The organism is Streptomyces sp. NPDC058092, assembly GCF_042884935.1.
Lineage (GTDB): Bacteria > Actinomycetota > Actinomycetes > Streptomycetales > Streptomycetaceae > Streptomyces.
This window is the reverse complement of sequence record NZ_JBHVSY010000033.1, coordinates 1-19,879: the sequence shown is the minus strand read 5'-3', so window position 1 is coordinate 19,879 and position 19,879 is coordinate 1. Positions and strand designations below refer to the sequence as shown.

Below are 19,879 nucleotides of genomic sequence, written 5' to 3'. Positions count from 1 at the left end.
TCACCCCCGCTCCTCGCTGCCGCGCCGGGTCAACCCGTGCGCCCTGGCCGCTTCAAGCACGGCCCGGAGCCAGGCCGCTCCCCACAGCAGGGAGGTGGCCTCCAGGAAGGCCGGATAGCGGTCACCGCCGCCCGACCAGAAGACGACGTATATGACGGCGGTGATCAGGCCGCTGAAGAACAAGGCGGCGGATTGAAGCAGGGGGGCGGGCATTCCGCGCATGAGAAGTTCTTTCCTTTCTCGGGTGGGAGCAGGTGGTCCGCCCTGGCAGCAGTGGGTGGGCGTCTGCCAGGGCGGCTGGCCGGCCGTGGCGGGCACCGAGTGGGTGCCCGCCACGGCGGAGTGACTTCAGAGGGACGCCCGGCTAGCAGCTACGCCGGTATGGATAGGCCCAGCCGGTCCAGAAGCCGTATCTGAGTCTCCTGGTGAAGAAGAAGCCCAGACACCCGCCCCGGTTGACCTGGCTCTGCGCGATCGCCTGCGTCCACGCGCCGTAGCTGGCGATGAGGATCGTCAGAATCCATCCGACATAGGGGATATAGGCGGACGCCACGGACACCGGGCCGTACAAGTAGTGCGAATAGCCGGCGATGCGCCGCGTGTACGTCCGGTTGAACTTCAGCCACGCGGAGGCGCCGATGTGCCACCCCCACGAACTGCAATAGCAGCTCTTCCAGAAGCTCCAGAGATGCCATGTGACCCTGCCCCAGTCCCGGTACCCCGTCCACCACTTGTGCCAGCGGCCGTCGAGGTCGACCTTGTTCACCGGGTCGGCGGCGGAATAGTCGTACGCATTCGCGCTGCCGCCGGGAAGGGGGTCCGCCGAGAGGAAACGCCCCAGCGTGGGGTCGTAGAGCCGGACGCCCATGAGCATGGCCCCGGTGAGGGTTTCACTGGAACGCTGCTCTGTGCCCAGCCAGCCATAGCGGGTGGATGGACTGTCTGCGAGCACGTTGCCGTACTCGTCCTGGCGCAATACCACCGGGCTCTTGGCGGTATCAAGCGGCAGTTGCACGGCCACGTCGCCGTGGATGTTGGCGAGTTGGAGCACTGCATCGCCGGTGCGCTTGGTGATCGCCTCCATGCTGCCGGTGAGGCCCGGAACGTGTCGGCCGGCAAGTTCCCCGCCGTCCTCCTCGATCCAGGAAGGACTGTCGTTCGACGAGCCGTAGTGGTTGGTCTTGCGTCCTGCCTGGGTCCAGGTCTCGTCAGCGTTCTTCGTCTCCGTGGACCAGGCCGCCAGGCGGCCTGCGGCGTCCAGGTCCCAAGTCTGCCGGGTCTCTGCGGTGCTCTGCCGGCGGACCAGGTCGTTGGCGAAGTACTCGATGGTCGCCCCGCCGGCCTGCGCCGTGGTGCGGCCGTACGCGTCGTAGCTGATGCCGGACGCGATGAGCCGGTCGGCGCTGTCGTAGGAGTGGGTGGCGGTGGTGGCACCGGTGTCGGTGCACCCGGCACCGGGTTCGCTGACGGATGTGGTCAGCGCGGTGCGGTTGGTGTTGTTGTCGAAGCCGTAGCCCCGGCGGGTGCAGCTTTCGTCCGCCGAGATGTCGTCGGTGCGGACCAGCCGGCCGGTCTTGTCGTAGGTGAAGTACTGCTCGGTGGTATCACCTGTGGTTCCTGTGTGGTGGACGATGCGGCCGTGCACCGAGTAGTCGGCCGTGTCGGAGAGGACGACGGCTCCGTCGGAGTCGCGGGTGTAGACGATGGAGGTCGCCTCGCCCACATTGTTGGCCTGGACCGTGAGCGTGTAGCCGCCGGGGAGCCGCTCGGTGGCGAGCCGCCCGTCGGCGTCGTAGGCCGCACTGAAGGTGCCGGCGACCGAGTCGGTCATGGACGTGGGGAGGCCGCGTGGCTCCTGCGTCTTGTCGTAGGTGTAGGTGATGGCGGACGGGACGGAGTCGTTGATCTTCGTCGGCCGGTCGAGGAGGTCGTACTCCGTGACGGTGGTGTTGCCCACGCCGTCGCTGTAGCTGATCTGGCGGCCGAGCTTGTCGGACTTGGTCGTGATGGTCTGGCCGTTGGAGGTCTGGGTTGCCTGCTGTCCGTTGTTCGCGTCGTAGGTGTAGGTGATGTCCGGGGCTGTGGTGCCCAGGCCTCCCGAGATGCCGGTCTTGACCACCCGGCCGAGGTCATCGGTGGTGATGGTGGTGGTCCGGGTCACGCCGTTCGCGGTTTCGGTTGTCCTGGACGGTTGTCCCCACCAGTCGTATTCGATGGTTGAGGTGGGCAGTTGGCTGGGATTGGCGCCGCCCCCGGTGATCGCGCCGGCCGGCCCCGTGGAGCAGACCAGATCGGCCCACTCCGGGCGGCCGTTGCAGGCGCCGGTGCCGGTGGCGGACCAGTAGGTGGTGATGGTGGTGCCAGCGTCAGTGCCGTTGGACTTGGGCAGCGACTTCTTGACCACGCGGCCCTGGGCGTCGTGGGCGGTCGTTTGGGTGATGTTCTTGCCGCCGGCGTCCTCGATGGTGCTGGTGGCCAGGCCCTTGCTCCAGTCGTAGCTGGTCTTCGTCGTGACGGTGTCCGCGTCGGACGGGTAGCCGGCCACGTGGGCGCCGGTGGTGACGGTGGTCGGCAGGCCGCTGGCCTTGGCGCTGCCGTCGGTGGGCCGGCCCTCGTCGTAGCTGGTGACGGTGTGCTGCCGGGCGGCGACGTCGGTGCCGGCTGGTAGGTCCGTGCCGGTGGCGCCCGCCTTGAGGGTACTGGTGAGGGTGGCCAGGCGTAGCGGCCCGAAGGACTCCACATCCAGCTGCTCCGCACCGTCGTAACGGTAGCTGGTGGACAGCGCCTGGGCGCGCTCGGCGGATGTGGCGTCGCTGATGCCCAGCTGTGTCAGAGTGACCTGGCTCTGTGCGCTCTGGGCCAGCGCCAGCTGCCGGTTGCTCGCCGTCAGCTCTCGCACGGTGTTGCCCCGGTAGTCGTACTCGGTGGCGCTGATGTGGCCGCCGGGTGCGGCCGTGTTCACCTCCCGCCCGGAGGCGTTGGCATAGCTGATCGAGGCACGCACGTACGCGCTCTTGGCCAGCGTCCGGCCGTCGTGCGAGGCCGGCACCTCGTCCTGGGGGAAGACCGCGGTGGCGTCAGTGGGCACGTCCGTCTGCCCCCAGGCCGCCACGTCCGAGGGCGCCATTGCATACGGCGCGGCGGTGCCGGTCAGCGGCACGTCGTAGACGACGCTGGCCGCGGCCGTGCCCTCCGTGACGTCGGCCGTGCCCTGCTTGAGCCCGGGCCGGGATGCCTTGAGCAGCATGCCCTCGCCGGCCGTCGCCGCGTTGCCGGCCTTACCGTAGGCGAGGGTCCACGGCAGCTCGCCGGGCGGGCTGAACTTGGTCAGCCGCCCTGCGCTGTCATAGCCATACTCGGTGAAGGTGGCCGGGGCGATCTCGCGTTGCCAAGCGCCGCGCAGATGCCCGGTGTCGTCGTACTGATACCACTCCATCCACTTGGACGTCGCGTTGGCGGCTCCGGGCTCGGTGGACCACTGGTGGATGGCGCTCACTTGCCCAACGAACGAGCCGAAGGCGGTGTCCGTCGCGGTGGTGGTGGTGGCGTAGCGGAACTCCAGCAGCCGGCAGCCCTTGGCCGACGGCGTGGTCGCACAGGTGCTCGCGGAGACCGCCGAGGTCGGCGCGATGATGTACTTCGGCCGGGCAAGGGTCTGCCCGCCCGAGACAACCTTCTCCGAGACGATCGTCACCGCGGAGTTCGAGGTCGCGCGGAAGGAGGTGGCCGCTTGCCAGGTGGTGGCGGCCGGATCCACCTTGGCGAAGGTGGTGGTCACCCCGCTGGTGTCTGTCAGGGTGAACGACCCCGTTAGCGCACCGGTGAGCGTCAGGTGCTCGGCGCCCGGTTCGGGCTTCCAGCCGCCCGAACCGGTAGCGGTGAAGCCGGTCCCGGCGCCCTGGGCGTCGAGCAGCTCCACTGAGGTCGCCGAGGTCTTGCGGATGCTGTGCCACGCGGAGGCGTTCGACTCGGCCGAGACGCCGGACACCCAGCCGGGACCGAAGATCGGTGCCTGGCCTTCCAGGTCCTGGCCGGCGGTGGCGCGCCGCGACGAGAGGGTGCGCGTAACCGCGATCCCGAACGCCGAGACGTCGTTCTCCGTCACCGTGTAGTCGCCGGTGAGCGTGTTCACCTCACCGGGACCCACCTCCCTGCTCGGTGCGTCACCGGCCTCCCGGTCCACCGTGGCCGTGACCGACTGGGAGTAACCCGTGGACGTGCCGTCGGTGAACGCCGCCCGGACATCGATGGGGCCGTCCTCGGCGAGCGTGGTGGTGACGTTCCAGGTCAGCGCGGGCGGTGCCCCGTTCGGCGCGGCCAGCGGCCATGCGATCACTGGAGTGCCGTCGGCGTTCTTGGTGACGTCGGCCAGCGGCACGGTGTGCCAGGCGTCGGTCTCGCCGCGCCGGTACTGGTAGGTCACTCCGGTGTAGGTGGGCTTGCCGGTCGCGGCCAGGGCGAGGCGTCGTGCGGGCCGGTCGCCTTCCCCCGGGGCGAGCATCGCCGCGCCATCCGCACCGACACCGAACTTGTACTGGGTCGTGGCCGATGACAGGTTGCCGCCGGAGTCGATGGTCTTGGCGTACAGGGTGTGCCAGCCATCGGCCGGGGTGATGGAGATGTTCAGCGGGTCGCCGCCGGTGCCGTCGACGGTGTCGTCGATGCGTTTGGCCATGGCCGGGTCGTCCAGGCCCCACTTGAAGCCCTGGCCGTCGGTCGATGTGGTGTCCAGGGTGCAGGAGACCGCGCCGGACACCTTGGCGGTCCATGTGTTCGCCGGGTAGACGGGGCAGGAGACGGTCGGCGCGGTGGGCAGCCCCGTGTTCAGCACGAAGGGCGTGTAGCCGGTCCAGGCCCCGTAGTCGGTGCTGTCGTAGGCGCGGACGCGCATCCGCAGGTGCGAGCCGGAGGGGAAGGCGTTGGCCGTCGGCACTGTCAGGGTGGAGGTGGAGCCGGAGGCCACCTTGTTGCCGTAGGCGGTGTAGCTGTAGGTGGTGTCGGCGTAGGCCGGGTCGGCGGTGACCTCGAACTGGGCCTGCGCGTTGCCGCCGTCGGCGTCGGTGACCTTCGCTGAGAGCATCGGGGTCAGCGAGGTGACGTACCGCTTGCCGTTGTAGGCGTTGACCACCGAGGGCGAGGCGGCCAGGGCGGAGGTGGTGGCGTAGGAGTTGTAGGTGACCGTCAGGTGCGGTTCGGCCGAATGATCCCCGGAGACGTAGTTCGCGGAGCGGAAGCGCCGCCAGGTGTACGGGTCGGTCTCGCTCGCGCCCGCGATGCGCAGGCCGTAGTTGGCGCTGCCGCCGGCCCATGCCTGCACGATGGCGTCGATGTCGAAGTTCATCGTGCCGCCGGGGCAGGAGGTGGTGCTGTAGCCGAGCGCGGCCTTGTTGACCACCGCACCGGTGGCGGTGGTGGCCGGCTGTGCGCCCCACGTGAGGGCGGCGGAGTCCCAATTGGCGGTGATGCGCCGTACCTCGGTTCCGGCGCCGGTGGTGGCGCAGGTGGAGGAGTAGTACGAGTACAGCGCCAGGTTGGTGTCCAGAATGTGCTTGCCGTTGAACCTGGCCACGTCGAACTTCAGGTACGAGCGCGCCTTGTTGGCACCCGTGTCGTAGGTACCCGACTTGAGCTCCGCCGAGCCCTGCTGCGAGTCCGGGTAGTCCGGGGTCTGCACCCAGGTGTCGGTGGTGACCGCCAGCGTCGTGGTCGGGTCCACCGTCACCGGCCACTTCAGCGCCGGGTCGGCGAGGAAGGCCGGATCCGGGGTGAGCACCAGGGTCTGTGACCCGTCGTCGGCCGTTTCGATCTCGGTGGCGACCTTCGCCAGGTGCTCGGGCTCGCCGGAAAGGGGGTGTTTGGAGGAGTCCCACATCATCGGCGCGGGTGCCTCGGCCACCTTCTTGCCGTCGCTGCCGCGCAGCAGTAGGTGGCCCGATGCGGCCTGGGAGATTTTCAGCCCGTCCAGGTTCAGCGGGATACGGAAGGACACCGGATCGGCCGGCGCCTTGTCCAGGATGACGTTCTGGGAGAAGCCCTGCTTCTGCGCCGTGACTTCGAGCGTCTGGCCGTCGCCCAGATTGTATGAGGCGGTGTCGCCCTTCACCGTGGGCGCGGGGAGCTTGTCCTTCCAGCCGAGGCCGAACGATGCTTCGCCCTTGGTCACCGAGGCCAGCTCGGTGTCCCCACCGTCGGAGACCGCGATGTCCGCAGCCGCAGCCCTGGGCTGCAGGTTGGCACCGACATCGGACAGCGAGGTGTCGATGTCCTTCCAGGCGCCGTCCTTCCGGACCCGGATCGGCCCGGCGTAGCTGGTCGTCTGCAGCGCCCCCGAAGGCAGTGCCCACGTCGATGAATCCTCGGTCCGCGCCGCAAGGACTTCGATCTTGCGATCCTGCAGGCGGGCCATCAGCCGGGCGGAGGCCTCATTCGCTGCCTCCGCAGGGCCGGTCGCGGCGGCGGACTCCGTGACTCCCTCCGGAGCGCTCCGGGGTGCGATTGCCATGGCCGCACCCCCTGGCTGAACCACCAGGGCCGTTTCAGCCAGCAGTACCAGCGTGAGGACCCCCGCTGTCCGACGCACAGGACGCGCCGTGCGCGTCGCGTTCGGCGAGGATCCGAGCCATCCGAATGGTCTCGACCATGGTTTCGGGCGTGCACGACTCATCCAACACTCCTTGCTGCAAGAGGAATTGATCGCGGGGGGTGGCCGCGCAACCTGTGGGTGGCGTGATTATCTACGGGCTTCCGGGACCGATCCGCAGCCCGGACGGGGACGTAAACCCAAACCCATGAAAGGCTCAAGTATCAGCAAAAACTGCTGGTCCAAGCCCTCGGCGTGAAGCTCTCGTGAGCCACCAAGAGGCCTCGGTGATCCTGATATGTCACTTCCAGAGGGGGTGACCACCACCGACCGATCCCGGCTGTGATCCTTTGCCAAAACAAGAAGGAAGATCTGTCGGTTCCATGACATGCGGTGATGCCGCGGTCAGCGAGCACTGCGTCTGGGCGGCGCCTGGGTCGACCGCGCTTGCCACGCACGGGCGGAACTGCTTGCAGCAGCGGGATCAGTTGCAGTGGCGAAGAAGAAGGCCGCCGTGCCGAAGTTCGTGCTGTTCCGAGCCGACTCGATCGCGGTGTCCATGCCCGACGCGGACGATCGGCTGGATCGTGCACTACACCCCGGGCAAGAAGCTGCCGCAGCCCTGGAACCAGCGGTTCTGGGCAGCGGCCCACGCTGGCCCTAGCTTGACTCTGTCGGGGATCTTGGAGTTTCGCTGTGCGGCGGCTTGGTCAACAAGCATGCTCGTGTCGTTCCGATGACCGATGCAGCTGCCGAGGTGCCCGTTGTCCGTCCGCAATGGCCTGACCACCCTCTTCGCGGCCTTCGACGTCGCGACCGGCGAAGTCATCACCTCGCTGCACCGTCGACACCGGGCAGCGGAGTTCAAGAAGTTCCTCATCAAGATCGAGAAGGAGGTTCCTGGGCACCTCCAGGTCCACCTGATCTGCGACAATTACGGCACCCACAAGACACCGGCCATCAAGGCCTGGCTGTCCAAACACCCCCGATTCCACCTGCACTTCACCCCCACCGGTTCGTCCTGGATCAACCAGGTGGAGAGGTGGTTCGGCTTCCTCGCCGACCAGAAGATCCGCCGCGGTGCACACAAAAGCGTGCGCTCGCTGGAAGCCGACATCCGAGCCTGGGTCAAGGAATGGAACGAAAACCCAACACCGTTCATCTGGTGTCGGCGGCGGCTGAACTTGGGTTCTGGATCACTTTCAGTGCCGGGGCCACGGAGGGTCACCGAAACCGCGATCATGAACGGCTGTGGGTGTCTTCTTTGAGGACCTGTGGTTTCACCAGGTCGAGGGTGTTCGGATCGAAAACGTAGTGGTGGAAGGCGAATTGGTGGTCGTGCGAGCCCGGGCAACGGCGGAGCGGGCCGGGTGTTCCGTCTGCGGGGTGCGGTCCGCGCGGGTGCACAGCCGATATGTACGCCGCCTTGCGGACAGCGCGGTCGGACACCGCCGGGTGGTGATCGAGTTACAGGTCCGTCGGTTCCGCTGCGGTGAGGGCACGTGTCCGCAGGCGACCTTCGCCGAGCAGGTCAGCGGGCTAACCTTCCGCTACTGCCGACGCAGTGCCGGGCTGCAGGTGGTGTTGCAGAAGCTGGCGCTGATGCTGGCCGGCCGGGCGGGGGCCCGGCTGGTGGACGCGCTCGCGGTTCCGGCGAGCCGCTCCACGCTGCTGCGCCTGATACGGGCCCTGCCGGAACCGGCACCGCGCACTCCGAGGGTGCTCGGGGTGGACGAGTTCGCGCTGCGCAAGGGACACGTCTATGCCACCGTCCTGGTGGACATCGAGACCAGGCGCCCGGTGGATCTACTGCCCGACCGCAACGTGTCGACGGTGGCCAAGTGGCTGACCGCCCATCCCGGCGTCGAGGTGATCTGCCGTGACCGCTCCCTCGCCTTTGCCGAGGCCGGACGGCTCGGCGCCCCGGACGCCATCCACGTCGCGGACAGGTGGCACATCTGGAAGAACCTCGCGGAGGCCGTTGAGAAGGCCGTCGTCCGCCACCGTGCCCTGCTGCGCGAACCACAGGCGGACAACTCCCAGGCCGTCGCGGTCCCGGACATAGCAGAGCTGGCCCCAGACGCTCCGGCCGAGCCGCGACGGTCGGGCCGGCTCTCGGACCGGGTCCGGGAACAGCACGCAGCCGTCCACGACCTGCTCAGCCAGGGCATCGGCCTGCGCGTCATCGCACGGCGGTTGGGACTGGCCCGCAACACAGTCCGCCGCCTCGCCAACGCAGCGACCGCGGATGAACTCCTCATCGGACGGTGGACGGGCCGCACGAGCATCCTCGATCCCCACAAGCCCTACCTGCACCAACGGTGGGCCGAGGGCAGCACCACGGCCCACCGCCTGTTCGAGGAACTCCGCGAGCGCGGCTACGAAGGTGGCGAGAGCGTCGTCAAGGCGTACGTGCGCAAGCTCCGCGAAGCCTTCCCGCACGACGATCCGCCCCGCAAGAATCCTTCAGTGCGGGACGTGACCAGCTGGATCACCCGGCATCCCGACCGCCTCAACGACGACCAGGCCCAGCAGCTCAAAGCCGTTCTGGCCCGCTGCCCGGAGCTGGAGCAGACCGCCCAGCACGTCCGGGCGTTCGCCGAGTTGATGAACAACCGACAAGGCCAGCACCTCGGCCAGTGGATCGACCGCGTCCAGGCCAACGACCTGCCCGCCCTGCACAGCTTCGTCAACGGTCTCGGCCAGGACCTCGACGCCGTCGTCGCCGGCCTCAGCCTGCGCTACAGCTCCGGTGCGGTCGAAGGCCACAACAACAAGATCAAGATGCTGAAGCGCCAGATGTTCGGCCGCGCCAACTTCGACCTCCTGCGCAAGCGGGTCCTCCTTGCGGCATGAAGCCGTTCATGATCGCGGTTTCGGTGACCCTCCGTGGCCCCGGCACTGAAAGTGATCCAGAACCAGAATTCAAGCGACGCCGAGATCTGGACCAAAACAGCAGAAGAGATCCTCGACTCACTCGCCCGTTTCTGCCGTCGTTAGTTCCTGTATGAGTGATTCTTCGGGTGTGCCCGCACCGCGTCGTGGTCCGAAGCTGGAACCGTTGTTGTTGTCCGTTGACGAGCGTGCGGTGTTGGAGCGTTGGGCCCGGCGGGCGACGTCTGCGCAGGCGGTGGCGTTACGGGCGCGGATCGTGTTGGCGTGTGCAGGCCCTGACGTTCCGCCGATTGTTGTGGTGGCGCGGGATCTTCGGGTAGCGGCGGATACGGTCCGTAAGTGGCGTCGGCGGTTCCTGGCCGGCCGGCTGGACGGGTTGGTGGACGAGCCCCGGCCGGGCCGGCCGCCCACCATCAGTGTCGACCAGGTCGAGGCGGTCGTGGTCAGCACGTTGGAGGAGATGCCGAAGAACGCCACCCACTGGTCGCGCAAGTCGATGGCCGACCGCAGTGGGCTGTCGAAGTCGACCGTGGGCCGAATCTGGCGGAAGTTCCATCTCAAGCCTCATCTGACGGACACCTTCAAACTGTCGACGGACCCCTTGTTCGTGGAGAAGGTCTACGACGTGGTCGGGCTGTACTTCAATCCGCCCGAAGGGGCGGTGGTGCTGTCGGTGGACGAGAAGTCGCAGATCCAGGCGCTGGACCGGTCCCAGCCGGTGCTGCCGATGATGCCGGGCATGCCCGAGCGTCGCACCCATGACTACGTCCGCAATGGCCTGACCACCCTCTTCGCGGCCTTCGACGTCGCGACCGGCGAAGTCATCACCTCGCTGCACCGTCGACACCGGGCAGCGGAGTTCAAGAAGTTCCTCATCAAGATCGAGAAGGAGGTTCCTGGGCACCTCCAGGTCCACCTGATCTGCGACAATTACGGCACCCACAAGACACCGGCCATCAAGGCCTGGCTGTCCAAACACCCCCGATTCCACCTGCACTTCACCCCCACCGGTTCGTCCTGGATCAACCAGGTGGAGAGGTGGTTCGGCTTCCTCGCCGACCAGAAGATCCGCCGCGGTGCACACAAAAGCGTGCGCTCGCTGGAAGCCGACATCCGAGCCTGGGTCAAGGAATGGAACGAAAACCCAACACCGTTCATCGACTCTGCTGCCCAATTCGTTCAGGCGGAGAGTCGGTAGTTGAGTCGTTCGAGCTGGCTGTGGCGGGTGCGGTCGGGGGTGCCGGTGGTCCAGTGGGCGTCGAGTCGGATCACGTTGAGCGCGGTGGCGGAGAAGGCGTGTTGGAGGCGGACTTTCGGCAGGCCGCGGTAGCGGGCCCGGCGGATTCCGGTGACGTCGAGGGCCTGGTTGATGGTGCCCTCGACGCCGGCCCGGAGGGTGTATTTGTTCTTCCAGGTGTTGGTCTTCTGCTCGGCGCGGGCTCTGGCGAGGTTCTCGTGGAGTTCCTCGGGCCTCAGGGTGAGCGTGCGGCGCCCGATCTGCGAGGTGGTGCACTGCTTCTGGAAGGGGCATTCCCGGCAGGTCAGGACGCTGAAGGTGATCACGATGGCGTCGGTGCCGTGCTGTTTCACCGGGTTCCAGTGGGAGCTCGTCTTGCCGGCGGGGCAGCGGACCTGACGGGTCTTCCAGTTGACGGTGAAGGCGTTCTTGTCGAAGCCCTCGGCGGCCTTGGCCTGCGCGGAGCAGTCCAGGAGGACTGGAGTGACCATGCGGATGCGCTGCTTCAGGGCCTTGGTGATCAGGTCCGCGGAGGGGTAGCCGGAGTCGAGGTAGTGCTCGGTCGGCTTCACCCCGTGCGCGACGAGCTTGCGCTGGATCGGGGCGGTCGCCTTCACATCGGGCACGGTCGCGTCGGTGGTGTGCACATCGGTGATCAGATTCGGCATCGCTCCTGCCGCTGCCTCCGCCCCAGCTACGGCGTCGGCGTCGGCGTCGGCGTCGGCGTCGGCGTCGGCGTCGGCGTCGGCGTCGGCGTCGGCGTCGGCGTCGGCGTCGGCGTCGGGGAGAGTGGAGCAGGTTTCCGTGAGGTGGATCTTGTAGCCCATCCAGAACAGGTCATCGCCCTTGGCCGCCCAGCGTGCGTCCGCGTCGTAGGGGGAGGCCAGGCGGAGTTGACCGGGCGGGACGCCGTCGTCGGCGTCCCGCTTCTTGATCACCTGCCGTCCCCGGCTGTCGCTGCGGATGATGTAGGTCTGCACGAGTACCTGCCGCAGCAGGTGCACGGCCTCGATCTGACGGATCCATACCGGGGCGTCATCGGCCCAGGCGGCCAGGCACAAGGCGAGGGCGTCCTGGCCGAAGACCTGGGCGAGGCGGTCGCGTTTCGTTTGCGAGGGCGGCATGCGCCAGCCGTCGACCCGCGGCCCGTACCGCTCGGCGAACTCCGTCACGTCAATCTGCCCGGCCAGCCAGAGGGGGGCCGCAACCGCGAGGGCCTCCAGAGCAGCGCGCACGCTCTCGCCGGCCAGCTCCAGGCGGTTCAAGTCCCGCACCGCGCTGATCACATGGGTGGAGTCAGTGCGCTGCTTGCCCCCTGCCGCCACCAGACCGGCGTCCTTGCAGTGCTCAAGAAGCCGGTCGAAGACCACCCGCTCCATGCCGTTGTCCGCGAGCCGGGCCCTGAACTTGCTGAGCACACTGGCATCGAAGCCTGTGTCGGTGAGCTCCGCTCCGAGCGCGTACTTCCAGTCGATGGCCCGCACCGCCATCGCCGCGGCCTGCCGATCGGTGAGGTCCTCGGCGAACTGCAACACCGTCACCAGCGACAACACCCCAGGCGACAGGCCCGGCGCCCCGCGCACCCCGAACGCCTCGGCGAACGGCTCATCGACGAAGACCGCCGCGAGGTGGTCCCGCACCCGTATTGCCAGGCTCCCCTTGGGGAACGCCGCCCGCGCCACCACCACGGTCTGCTCCGGAATCTCCCGCAGTCCCACCGGCCGCATCGACATCCGTACCGCCTCCACGGCCGCACGACGGAAAAGCGGCCTCACGAACGATCATCGCGGACCCGCCCTCACCCCCGCAGTGAATTAGGCAGCAGAGTCTTCATCTGGACCAAAACAGCCGAAGAGATCCTCGACTCACTCGCCCGTTTCTGCCGACGGATCTCCGGCGCAGGACACTAGCAGCGCTGCCGAGTCCACTTCGTCCGCGACGTTTTCTCCACGATCCCCAAAGGAGCAGCCGAGATGGTCGCCGCGACTATCCGCACACTCTTCGCTCAGCCCACCGCCGAAACCGTCCGGGCCCATCTCGACACCGTCGCGGACATGCTCGGCAAGCAGTTCCCCAAGGTCAGAGAAATGCTCCTCGGCGCGAAGGAGGACCTGACCGCCTTCGCGGACTTCCCTCACCAGCACTGGAAGAAGATCCAGTCGACCAACCCCTTGGAACGGCTGAACCGGGAGATCAAGCGCCGGTCCGACGTCGCCCAGTTCTTCCCGACACCCACGCCGTCGCCCGGCTGGCCAACGCTGTCCTGGCTGAACTCCACGACGAGTGGATCGCCGTCCCTCGCCGCTACCTCTCCATCGAGAGCATGGACAGCTCTATCCGGGCAGCGCACCCCCCTGCCCGGCACAACCGAGTGATCACCTACACCACGTCACGGGACATGGCCCTGGGCTTTGCCCGGCCATGTGGATCTCCATGACCTTTGGTCCGAAACCCTTTGGGTTCCGGACCAGTACCACGGATTGACTGCAGGGTGAAATCGCCTGTCATCGACATGGTGATCCCTCCAAGGCCACCAGCCCGCGTCTGCAGCTGGTGGCTCCGGTGACACCCTGGAGGGATCCGCATCTAATGAACGCCGCACGCACCCCCATGCCGAGCGAAGATGACTGCTGGGAGGCGTTCTGGGACGCCCTGGCCGCCGCAGTGGCGACGCGTCATGAATCCGTATCAAACGGCGCGCAGGACAAGCGTGAGACACCCCCCGGTCAAGGTAGCCCTACAGCACAGCACCAGCCGTAGAGGGCGCTCCCGCCGCCGACACCAAGGGGCGTTCCTCCCACATGGGAACGATCCGATACTTCTCCTCCAGCGGCAATCCGCGCCCCTTGCGGACGTAAATCCCGCGCACGACCGTTTCAATCAGCTTGTTCCTGGTGTTCGGCGTCGCCTGCTCCCACTCGTCCACCAAACTCTTGAAGGCCACGGCGCGGGGCTGGGAGACCATGCGCTCTCGACGTTTCGAGAGCTGCTGACGCTCCGTCTCAAGCTCCTCGCGGCGAGCGTTGATCCGCTCCTGCTTGCGGCGAGCAGCATCCGCGTTGATCAGGCCATCCACCAAGCTGTCGGTGAGCTTGTCCTCCTGCCGCACCAGCCTTTCCAGTTCCCGTTCGATGCCGGTGAGCCGGGCTGCGGAGTCATCCGGCTTCAGCGCCGACTGACTCCGGCACACGCGCGTCTCCATGTCCTGGCCGCCCTTGGCGTTCTCCTTGAGCCAGTCAAGTACGCGGGCTTCGATGTGTTCCAGGTTTCCGTACCCGGATCCGCGGCATGAACCGAGTTCGGCGTACTGGCGGCACCGCCACGTCACATCGAACGGATCGGGACGGCCGTCAATCGGGGGCCTCCGGATCTTCTTCGCCCGGAGCAGGGCGTGCATCGAGCCCCCGCAGGCCGCGCAGAAGACCAACCCGGTCGTCGAGTACCGGATCTCTCCCCGCTCACGGGCTGACGTCTTCGGCGAATCACCACGGCGGTCGAGATAGGCGTCCCAGACACGCTCGCACTCAGCGCGGTCGCTGATCACGGGTTCGTGCCCGCCCGGCAAGTACAGTCCGAACGTCTCCGGCCTGCGCGACCTGTTGCGTCCCCGGCGCTTGACTCCGTCCTTGTCGGTTCGCAGGACGTGCTGTTGCTCCGGCAACCGGTAGCGCACGAACCCGAGGCCGAAGCCCGAGTCGAGGATGTCGTACAGGCGCCCGGGCGTCACGGGCTTGCCCGAGGCCGGATCGTACCACTCGTGCGTGATGTGAGCGATGAACTCACCGGCGGCCACCCGCCGCCAGGCATCGGCCAGCCTGGGCCCCAGCACCGGATCGACCTTGAGTATGCCCTCCTTGCACGCCGGGCAGGTCTCCAGCGGTACACCCGGCTTCCGGGGAGGGCAGGTGTCGCACCGGTAGTAGCCGAATCGCCCCTGGTTCGCGTGCGGAAGTCCCTTGCGTCGGCGTCGGGCTATGGATTCCTTCCATACGTCGGCCTGCTGGTCGCTGAACAGCTCAGCGATGTTGAGCATCTGCCGGATCGCGAAGCGGCCGATGTTCGTCCGCCCATCGAAGTCCTCCTTGACCGCACGGACTTCAATGCCCAGCTCGGTGAGCCGGTCGAGGTTGGTCAGCGAGTCCTTCATGTTCCGGCCGAAGCGCGACCAGACCCACAGGATGAGGACGTCGAATTCCTCTCGCTCAGCCATCCCAATGATCTTGGAAATCTGGCGTTCCCCGAAAGAGCGTCCCGTCTTTCCCAGGTCCATGATGGGCTTCCCCACCAGGTGCATGCCCTCCTTGGCGGCAAGCGTCTCGCCCTGGAACTGCTGCAGCTCCGGGCTGATCATGTCGTCCCTGGCCGTACTGACCCGGATGTAGATCAGCGCTCGTCGCGCACACCCCGATTCGGTTCCTGCCATCGTCGTTCCCTTCCACGTTCCCGGTCCTGTGACCGCGCCGGCGACGGCATCTCATCATGGAAAGGGCGGCACGACATTCGTCGCGCCGGTACTCATGGGCCTGGACCCGAACCTGGCGATCATGATGTCGGGTGTCGCGACGGTCATCTTCCTGCTGGCCACGCGCGGCCAGGTGCCCAGCTACCTCGGCTGTTCGCTCTCCTTCGTCGGGGTCGCTGCGACGATCCGGGCGAGCGGCGGCTCCAGCGCCGTGGTCACCGGTGCGGTCTTCGCCGTCGGTGTGGTGCTCTTCCTCGCCGGTCTCGCGGTGCAGCGGTTCGGCGCCCGGATCATCCACGCGGCGATGCCGCCGGTGGTCACCGGCGCCGTCGTCATGCTGATCGGCTTCAACCTGGCTCCGGTGACCGCGTCGACGTACTGGCCGCAGGACCAGTGGACGGCGCTGCTGGTGATGCTGTTCACCGGACTGGCCGTGGTGTGCCTGCGTGGATTCTTCTCGCGTATCGCGATCTTCCTGGGGCTGGTCTTCGGGTACGCGCTCTCCTGGGTCCTCGACCGGGTCTTCGGCAAGATCCACTCCCCGGTGGGCGGCGCCCAGGCCGTCGACCACTGGCGGCTCGATCTGTCGGGTGTCGCCAAGGCCGACTGGATCGGGCTCCCGTCCTTCCACGCGCCGAGCTTCGAGTGGTCGGCGATCCTGGTCGCCCTGCCCGTGGTCATCGCGCTGATCGCCGAGAACGCCGGGCATGTGAAGGCCGTCGGCGAGATGACCGGCGCCTCGCTGGACGACAAGCTGGGCACCGCGATCGCCGCCGACGGCGCCGCGTCGATGCTGTCGACCGCGGTGGGCGGCCCGCCGAACACCACGTACTCCGAGAACATCGGCGTCATGGCCGCGACCCGCGTCTACTCCACCGCCGCGTACTGGGCCGCTGCCTGCTTCGCCCTGCTCTTCGGCCTCTGCCCCAAGTTCGGCGCGGTCGTCGCCGCCATCCCGGGCGGTGTGCTCGGCGGCATCACCGTCATCCTGTACGGCATGATCGGCCTCCTCGGCGCCCAGATCTGGCTGCACGCCAAGGTCGATCTGCGCAATCCGCTGAACCTGGTCCCGGCCGCCGCGGGCATCATCATCGGGGTCGGCGGGGTCAGCCTGAAGATCACCGACACCTTCGAGCTGAGCGGTATCGCGCTGGGCACCATCGTGGTGATCACCGGCTACCACGTACTGCGTGCCTTCGCCCCGGCGCACCTCAAGACCCAGGAGCCCCTGCTGGATTCGGGAACGTCGGCGTACGGCGAACAGGATCCGACGGACAAGGCGTAGGGCCTCTCGATCGGATCACGCCGATCGCGTGTACGCCCGCTGCGCGGGTGGCGTGCCCGTTCCCCCATTCCGATGAACCCCTCGGCCGGTCGGTGCCGTGGCGGGTCCCCGGCTGGGACGCTGCCCCCATGGCGCAGTTCGAGCAGGTGCAGAGGTTTTCGCAGGGGGACGGGCCGGGCGTCGCCACGGTCCCCGACATCGCCCCGGTGATCGAGCGAATGCGTGTGCTGCGCACCGCCTGGCCGCCGGTGGGCGGCGTCGAGGACGGGGTGGAGGTCTTCAACCGGGTCTATCTGACGGTCACCGAGACCATCGACCGGCAGATCGACGACGGTGCCTTCCCCGACCGGCGGGCCGCCGCCGCACTGGATGTGCGGTTCGCGGAGCGCTATCTGTCGGCGGTCGATGCCGCGGCGGCGGGGCGGCGGCCGCCCGACTGCTGGCGGCCCCTGTTCCAGTACCGGCGCCATCCCGGTGTACGGCCGCTGCAGTTCGCCCTGGCCGGCGTCAACGCCCACATCGCCCACGATCTGCCGCTGGCCGTCGTGGACACCTGTCGCGCGCTGGGCTGCGCCCCGCCGGACCTGGAGGACGAGTTCGACCGGGTGGGCGATCTCCTCGTGACGATGGAGGAGCGGATCCGCGAGGATCTGATGCCGGGCCCCGATCTGCTGGAGCTCGCGGACCCGCTCACCCATCTGCTCGGCTCGTGGAGTCTGGAACGTGCCCGCGAGGCGGCCTGGTCGGCGGCCCTGGTCCTGTGGCGGCTGCGCGATGTGCCGCTGCTCGCCGAGGAGTTCAGGAAGCGGATGGACGCGGGGGCGGGTCTGGTGGGGCGCTGTCTGCTCACTCCCTGCCGCTGACAACGCCCCGGACTTCAGAAGCAGTCGCCGTACCAGTGGACCGCGCCCGGCGCCGTGACCGTGGCCCGGACGGATTCGGCGGTGGCGTGCAGCGGGCGCGCCATGCCGGCATGCTCCTCCACCGACCGGGGGTCCGCCAGCAGCGCCGGGAGTGCCGCCCGGACCTCGGGGCCGTCGGGAATCCGGACCCGCGCGCGGCTCAGCCCCGCGCCCCGGCCTCGTTCACCGACGGCGGCGAACAGCTCGCCCAGGCACTCGGGCGCGCCGGCGAACTCGCGCACCTCCACGTACTCCCCCGCGTGCTGGGCCACGATCCAGCCGACGAGCGCCCCCGACGCGGGGTCCTCCGCCACGAGCGACCGCTCGACCGGGCCGTACCAGGCGGGCACCCGCACCGACCAGTCCTCGGGCGCCCGCAACGAGCTGAGCGGCCTGTTCACGTTGTGCGCGTGGTGCAGGGCGGCCACCTCCACGGCGTCCCGCGCGGTGGCCTCGCGGACCCGGAACGCCCCGGAGGCTGCCGGGGCAGCCAGCGTCCCCTCGGTGTACGTACTGCCGAACTCCTGCCATCCCGAACCCCGGTAGACACCGGGCGTGCCGGTGAACAGCAAGGACCAGGCGCACTGTTCGGCCGTCATGGTGCGTTCCGCCGCCACCAGCAGCCGCCGCACCAGCCCCTGTCCCCGGGCCTCGGGGCGGGTGGCGACGCTGCCGATGCCGCCGACCCGCTGCGGGGTGCCGCGCGCGTCGCGGATCAGCCGGGGTACGTAGACGACGACCGCGTCGATCCCGCCTCCCGGACCGTTCTGTGCGACGAACGTGTGCCGGTGGCGGTCCGGGTCGAGGGCGTGCAGGGCGGCGATGTGCGGGGCGTCGAAGCACCGTTGCCACAGGGCGGCCAGGGCCGCATCGTCGGCCCCGGTCGCGGTCCGGATGACGGCGGTCACAGGGTCAGGTTCCCGTCCGTGCGCACCGAGTCGCCGTTCGCGGGCATCGCGCTGCGCTTCGTACCGTCCTCCACGCACGCGGTGTGCAGAACCGAAGCCAGGGCGTCCGGGGCGAGGTGGAGCGTGCCACCGGTGAAGCGGCTGCCGGTGGCCGCGTAGTGGTTCGTGCCGTCGGTGATGCGCACATGGGCGGTGTCCGGTGCGGAGGCGGCGCTGCTGAGCGCGGTGATGTCCCAGGTCACCCTTCCCGGGCCGGCCGCCCGGCCGAGCAGCGTCCTGGCCTTGTTGCTGCCGGTGAGGCGGGTGCCGCCGGTGACGGTGAGCCGCTGGTCGCGTACGGCGCTGAGTTCGATGCCGGTGTTGTCGTACGTGCCGCCGTCGATCCGCAGGTCCGCCGAGCCGACCGAGAGCGGGGCGGCGTTCTCGGCGCCGGTGACGGTGCAGTCGGTGAAGTGGACGGGTCCCGCACCGCGCAGGATCGCGCCGTCGACGCCCTTGAAGGTGCAGCGTATGAAGTGGACGGGAGCGGTGACCGGGGTCTGGACGAGGACGGCTCCCGCGGGCGGCTCGAAGGAGCAGTCGCTGATGGTGGTGGGCCGGGTGGAGCGGGCGGAGCGCTGGGCGACCGCGAAGGTCTTGGCGGTGCAGCCGCGGACCTGGGCTCCGTCGGCGTTGACGGTGAGGGTGCCGGCCTGGTCGAAGGTGGGGCGCGCGATCACCGTGATGTCTTCGAGCGTCAGATCGGTGATCTTGGTGTTGGCGGTGAACCAGGAGCAGACGTGTCTGCGTACGGTGATGCGCTTGGCGGAAATCCCCCACTGTGCACCGGAGTTGGCTATGTCCATCAGTCCGGAGTTGCCGTCGAAGAGCAGGTCGTGCTCGTACTGCCCGTGGGTCGTGAAGGGGTTGCCGCCCGCGTCGTCGCCGTCGCCGTGGCAGTTCACGACGGTGCAGTAGGCAGAGGCCGTGAGGTCGTTGAGGTGGCGGACGTTGCTGGTCGTGCAGTCCGCGACCCGTCCGTACAGACAGTAGATCTGCTGGGTGAGATAGCCCGCGCCGCCGTACTCGACGGTGGGCGGGTTCTTCAGCGAGCAGTCCTCGGTACGGAAGCGGGTGCACCAGCGGCGCATGATGACCGGCCAGAAGGAGCCGGTGGCGTGGATTCCGGAGACGTCGCAGCCGACGGCGTACTCGAAGCTGACGGGGTGGGAGCCGGTGTACTCGTCGGGACCGGCACCTTCGAAGACCAGGTTGCGGATGTGGGTGCCCTGGACCGGTTCGACGCGGGTCCAGGTGAGGGTGCGGCCCGCGGCGAGTTCCCAGCCGTTGAGGTAGCCGATCCGGATGTGGCCCGCGTCGATGATCTCGGTGATCTCGACCAGCTTCTGCAGCTCGCGTTCGTCACCGCCGCCGCCCGCGACCGGGTCGACCTGTACGGCCCACCACTGGCCGACCTCGAACGCCTTGGCGTCGGGGACCGGGAAGGTGTCGGTGAGTTCGATGACCTTGCCGGAGAGCGCGTGTTCGACGGTGGTGTCGGTGACGGTGCCGCGGAAGGAGAGGACGGCGCCGAAGGGGTTGTCGTGGGTGTTCTTCTCGATGCCTTCGGT

At 68.2% G+C, this 19,879-nt stretch carries 10 protein-coding genes and 4 pseudogenes; 7 read left to right on the top strand and 7 right to left on the bottom strand.

Annotation, left to right across the window (positions count from 1 at the left end; genetic code table 11):
* The 3 genes and pseudogenes from ACFVV1_RS36015 to ACFVV1_RS36005 all read right to left on the bottom strand — a co-directional run.
* Nucleotides 1-222 (bottom strand): hypothetical protein, encoded by a 222-nt coding sequence (locus tag ACFVV1_RS36015; protein ID WP_389998417.1) that lies wholly within the window; start codon nt 220-222, stop codon nt 1-3.
* Nucleotides 223-364: 142 nt separating this feature from the next.
* On the bottom strand, nt 365-6,502 hold the full coding sequence (locus ACFVV1_RS36010; protein ID WP_389998414.1) for a DNRLRE domain-containing protein: 6,138 nt from the start codon (nt 6,500-6,502) through the stop codon (nt 365-367).
* Between the two features lie 476 nt (nt 6,503-6,978).
* A pseudogene (locus tag ACFVV1_RS36005) lies at nt 6,979-7,071 on the bottom strand (IS5/IS1182 family transposase); the annotation flags it as partial.
* 2 nt (nt 7,072-7,073) lie between these two features.
* Between ACFVV1_RS36005 and ACFVV1_RS36000 the strand changes: the two are divergent.
* The 4 genes and pseudogenes from ACFVV1_RS36000 to ACFVV1_RS35985 all read left to right on the top strand — a co-directional run.
* Complete coding sequence (locus ACFVV1_RS36000) at nt 7,074-7,244, top strand: hypothetical protein (protein WP_389998545.1); 171 nt, start codon at nt 7,074-7,076, stop codon at nt 7,242-7,244.
* 106 nt (nt 7,245-7,350) lie between these two features.
* Nucleotides 7,351-7,752 (top strand): annotated as a pseudogene (locus ACFVV1_RS35995) (IS630 family transposase); the annotation flags it as partial.
* Nucleotides 7,753-7,831: 79 nt separating this feature from the next.
* Nucleotides 7,832-9,436, top strand: a complete 1,605-nt coding sequence (locus ACFVV1_RS35990) for an ISL3 family transposase (RefSeq protein ID WP_389998411.1) — start codon at nt 7,832-7,834, stop codon at nt 9,434-9,436.
* Nucleotides 9,437-9,587: 151 nt separating this feature from the next.
* Nucleotides 9,588-10,634: pseudogene (locus tag ACFVV1_RS35985) on the top strand (IS630 family transposase); the annotation flags it as partial.
* Between the two features lie 20 nt (nt 10,635-10,654).
* Here ACFVV1_RS35985 and ACFVV1_RS35980 read toward each other — a convergent pair.
* Entirely contained in the window at nt 10,655-12,487 is a 1,833-nt protein-coding gene (locus tag ACFVV1_RS35980) for a transposase (RefSeq protein WP_389998408.1), read from the bottom strand.
* A 135-nt stretch (nt 12,488-12,622) separates the two neighbouring features.
* Between ACFVV1_RS35980 and ACFVV1_RS35975 the strand changes: the two are divergent.
* A pseudogene (locus tag ACFVV1_RS35975) lies at nt 12,623-13,149 on the top strand (transposase); the annotation flags it as partial.
* Nucleotides 13,150-13,449: 300 nt separating this feature from the next.
* On the opposite strand, the gene ACFVV1_RS35970 reads toward ACFVV1_RS35975, so the two are convergent.
* Nucleotides 13,450-15,135 (bottom strand): recombinase family protein, encoded by a 1,686-nt coding sequence (locus ACFVV1_RS35970; protein WP_389998405.1) that lies wholly within the window; start codon nt 15,133-15,135, stop codon nt 13,450-13,452.
* Nucleotides 15,136-15,163: 28 nt separating this feature from the next.
* On the opposite strand from ACFVV1_RS35970, the gene ACFVV1_RS35965 reads away from it, so the two are divergent.
* Together ACFVV1_RS35965 and ACFVV1_RS35960 are read left to right on the top strand one after the other, a co-directional pair.
* Entirely contained in the window at nt 15,164-16,459 is a 1,296-nt protein-coding gene (locus ACFVV1_RS35965) for a uracil-xanthine permease family protein (RefSeq protein WP_389998402.1), read from the top strand.
* A gap of 128 nt (nt 16,460-16,587) precedes the next feature.
* Nucleotides 16,588-17,322, top strand: coding sequence for a DUF5995 family protein (locus ACFVV1_RS35960; protein WP_389998399.1), 735 nt, complete (start codon nt 16,588-16,590; stop codon nt 17,320-17,322).
* 14 nt (nt 17,323-17,336) lie between these two features.
* On the opposite strand, the gene ACFVV1_RS35955 is transcribed toward ACFVV1_RS35960, so the two are convergent.
* Both ACFVV1_RS35955 and ACFVV1_RS35950 read right to left on the bottom strand, forming a co-directional pair.
* Nucleotides 17,337-18,269 carry a GNAT family N-acetyltransferase gene (locus ACFVV1_RS35955; RefSeq protein ID WP_389998396.1) on the bottom strand — a complete coding sequence of 311 codons (933 nt, stop codon included), beginning with the start codon at nt 18,267-18,269 and terminating at the stop codon, nt 17,337-17,339.
* On the bottom strand, nt 18,266-19,879 hold a 1,614-nt coding region (locus ACFVV1_RS35950; RefSeq protein WP_389998393.1), incomplete at its 5' end, for a peptidase C14. The genes ACFVV1_RS35950 and ACFVV1_RS35955, both read right to left, overlap by 4 nt.

Bases quoted from the DNA above. Each gene is read 5' to 3' on its own strand.
- ACFVV1_RS36015 (WP_389998417.1), bottom strand. From the start codon at position 222: ATGCGCGGAATGCCCGCCCCCCTGCTTCAATCCGCCGCCTTGTTCTTC.
- ACFVV1_RS36010 (WP_389998414.1), bottom strand. From the start codon at position 6,502: ATGGCAATCGCACCCCGGAGCGCTCCGGAGGGAGTCACGGAGTCCGCC.
- ACFVV1_RS35970 (WP_389998405.1), bottom strand. From the start codon at position 15,135: ATGGCAGGAACCGAATCGGGGTGTGCGCGACGAGCGCTGATCTACATC.
- ACFVV1_RS35960 (WP_389998399.1), top strand. From the start codon at position 16,588: ATGGCGCAGTTCGAGCAGGTGCAGAGGTTTTCGCAGGGGGACGGGCCG.